This window comes from Streptomyces sp. NPDC027962, assembly GCF_055566095.1.
In genome coordinates, this window is record NZ_JBVHTA010000097.1 from 1 (window position 1) to 3321 (window position 3321).

The following is a 3321-nucleotide window of genomic DNA, read 5'->3' on the forward strand; positions in this document are numbered from 1 at the left end:
ATGTCTCTCCGCCCTTTCGAACGGCCACTGGCCCTCCTCGGACTCAGCTGACCAGCACCGCCCCCAGAACCTCAGACTTTGCAATCACCCTGCCCGCAGCGTGCGCGGGCGTTTGCTTCACTACCCCCAGCGGGCCACCTCCTCAAAGATGGGCCCGCTGGGGTTGCGCGACGGTACGGGCTAGACCTTTCCGTCCAACCAATCGGAAAGAGGCTCGGCATCTGCTAGAGAGGGAGCGACCCGGAATACGGCTGCTGCGAACTGCTGTGCCAGCATTGTCAGCGTCTGCTCAAGTTCGCCCTGTGTGAGGTCCTCGATCTCCGGATCGGGAACCCAATGAGTCCTGGAGACGCAGTGTGCTGCCATTGCTGACCCAACAGGGTAGAACTCGATGGCCCGTGCAGTCCCGGGCGCATAGAAATCTAGCCGAGCTCGGGAGCTTTCCCTGATGCTTTCGAGCACATCTGGCAGTTGTTCCAGGACGGTCGAAAGGTCGTACCCGACGTCGACTGTCCATTTGCTGCTTCCGAATCCGCTTACATGGAAGGTGTAGCCGGCTTCCTCTAGCAACTCGCAAGCATTAATTACCAGCGGCTCATAGCCATCCTCTATCTTCTCCAGCACGCCGCCTTCGGTAAGGTCTTGTGGATCATTTGTTGGCTCTGGGTCGGAGAGCGGCGCGACAATCCTCATAGTGAATGGCATGGCATGGCTCCTCAACAAGCATTCTTTAGGATCGGATATCCCGTTCTGTAGCCACCTTGTCGTTTCGGTACAAGAATGGCTTGCGTGGCCTGCACGATTTCACCGTCCGGGCATATGACCTGGCCCATTCCCTCAGGAATGTCGATCGTCTTCACATCGTTCAGTCCGTCATATGCATCCTTCGCCAGCTCTGCTGCCTTGGAGTCGTCAAGCCACTGCCCCTGTGGTGTACCCGTTGACCGGGCAACGTCTTTCAGCCTTTGCGTATTCTTGGCGTCTTGTCCATGCTTTCTGAACGCGTGGCCGAACGTCTTCACGCTGTTTGCAGCCCAGTTTAGATCCGAGGCTCCCGAGGCCGCATCCTCGACGCCATCGAGGCTTTTCTTGACATTCTTAATTTTGCCGTACGGCGTGACGGCCAGGGCGAGCATGAGGCAAGTTGCGTCCATCGGCTCGTCAATGCACGCTTGGATTTCTTCGAGCGGGATGCCGATTCCAGCCCAAGTAGCCGCCCTGTACCCTTGGAGCATCTCCTTTTGCGCTTCCGGGTCGAACTCTCCACCAGCTACCAAACATCCAGCAAGGGAGCTGGGCGGCGCCTTAGGAGCAATTACGCAATCAGGCTTCCCCTGCTTCGCCGACTGCAGATCCTCAAACTCTGCTTCGGCCTGCTTCTGAGCTGCTTCAGCCTCTGCTCGAAGCTTTTCTGCAGTGATCTCCCAAGCGTCAGATGCAGCCTGTTCCGCTTCGGTGGAACTCTTACCAGCGTCAAGAGCCGATTGCCGGGCCACAACTGCTGATTCTCGTGCGTCATCAGCCGAAAGATGTGCATAGAATGTAGAGAATTCTGCCTGTGCGGCGGATGCCGCCGCGGCGTCCGCATCACGATTAGCTGCTTCTGCAGCCTGTCGGGCGGTATTTGCGGACTTGGCTGCTTGGGCTGCGGACGTTTCGGCCTCGTCGGCGGAGGTGTCGGCGTCCTTGGCGTACTTGTCTGCAAGCTCGGCGGACTTTGTGGCAGCGTCCGCTGCCTTGTCAGCCTCATCCCTGGCGTTATTGGCGTCGGCTGCGGCCTTTGTGGCAACCCAGGCGCGTTCCTGTGCCTTGGCTGCGACCAGGCCCGCCTCTGCGATCAGACGCCGGACCTGGGCGGTGTGATTGGCCGTGAGCTGGTCCTTGCGGTCGGCCATGTACTGGCCTGCCTGGATGAAGTACCGCAGCTGTTCCGGTGTGCCGGTCAGCGCGATCTGCGCCGCTGACTTCACTTCGCCCTGGCCGACGCTGTGCAGTTGGGTGGCTCGGACACGGTCATCGGAGTTGCGCGCAACGTACTGACCACTGTAAAAGAAGGCGGCGAGCGCCTTGGGTGAGTCGTCGTTCAGAGCTGCTTCTGCGGCCTTTTTGACGCCCGGCCCGCCAGTGCTGTGAACCTGGGTCACGTCGACACGATGGTCGCTTTTGCCAGCCTCGTACTGCCCGCTGTCAAGGAACTCAGTAATCGTCTGGGCATCGCCCTTCAGCGCCTCGGCAGCTGCAGTGCGGACCGCCTCGTAGGGCGTTTCGAAGGTCAGGTTGGAAACGCGCTGCCGGGCATCCTCGCGTTCGGCCTGCTGCCTGCCGGAACGCAGATATGTGAGAACGGCCGCATCGTCTCCAGCGAGCGCAGCCTCGGCAGCTTCCTGACTCCAGGAGCCGCGCGCTTTCAGCACCTTGAGCGCGTACTCGCGTCCCTCAGCGACCGTCGCCGCGACGTCCACGTTCGAGTTCGCCGCCTCAGCGGCCAGCCGCTCACCCTGTTCGTCGAGACCCTGGGATTCCTTGAGAATATGGCCCAGGCTGGCGGTGAACTCGTCGTCCGCCTTCTTCTGATCGCCGGCTCGTTCGATCGCCGCCGCGGTGCGCGTGGCAAGATCCTCGGCCTCGGTCTCTCGGGCAAGGTCGTAGACAGACTTCGCCGTGGCGACCGCGGAGGTCGCGGTGTCGGCAGCCAGCCTCGCGTCCGCCGCATGCTTGGTCGCTTCAGCAGCAGCATCCTGTGCTTCTCCTGCGTGCTGGGCCGCAGCCTCCGCTGCTGCAGCGGCCTTCTCAGCGTGCCCGGCGGCCGAGTTGGCCGCGGTGCGCGCCTCAAACGCAGCCGTCGCAGACTTTCGGGCGAGCGCTTCCGAGGCGTTTGCCGCGCGGTTGGCCTCGTTGGCATGACGCCGGGCCTGGGTGGCGGCCTCCCGTGCAGTGGAGGAGTGTGCGCCACCAGCGTCCGCGTAATCACTGGCCTCATCGGCTGCTGTCGCGGCCGCATTCGCGTTGGCAACCGCACTGCGGGCGGCTACGGCCGCCTCGGCTGCCTTGATCGAGGCATCGCCGGCCTTCTGCGCGGCGGTGGCCGCCTTCTTCGCCCCCGCCGCCGCGGTACGCGCGTCCTTCGCTGCCTTGTTGGCGTCCTCCGCCTTGTCGGCATCCGATGACGCGGCGGTAGCCGCATCGAATGCACGAGTGGCAGCATCGGCTGCGCCGGCTGCGGCGTTGGGGGGGGGGGGGGGGGGGGGGGGGGGGGGGGGGGGGGGGGGGGGGGGGGGGGGGGGGGGGGGGGGGGGGGGGGGGGGGGGGGGGGGGGGGGGG

General features: G+C 63.7%; 2 protein-coding genes. Both read right to left on the reverse strand.

Features of this window, described 5'->3' with window-relative positions; translation table 11 throughout:
• Positions 1–180 precede the first annotated feature (180 nt).
• Positions 181–705, reverse strand: coding sequence for a hypothetical protein (locus ACZ4SA_RS36750; RefSeq protein WP_468283157.1), 525 nt, complete (start codon positions 703–705; stop codon positions 181–183).
• An 11-nt stretch (positions 706–716) separates the two neighbouring features.
• A complete protein-coding gene (locus ACZ4SA_RS36755) occupies positions 717–2462 on the reverse strand; it encodes an ALF repeat-containing protein (RefSeq protein WP_468283160.1) in 1746 nt (581 codons plus the stop codon).
• Between the last annotated feature and the right edge of the window lie 859 nt (positions 2463–3321).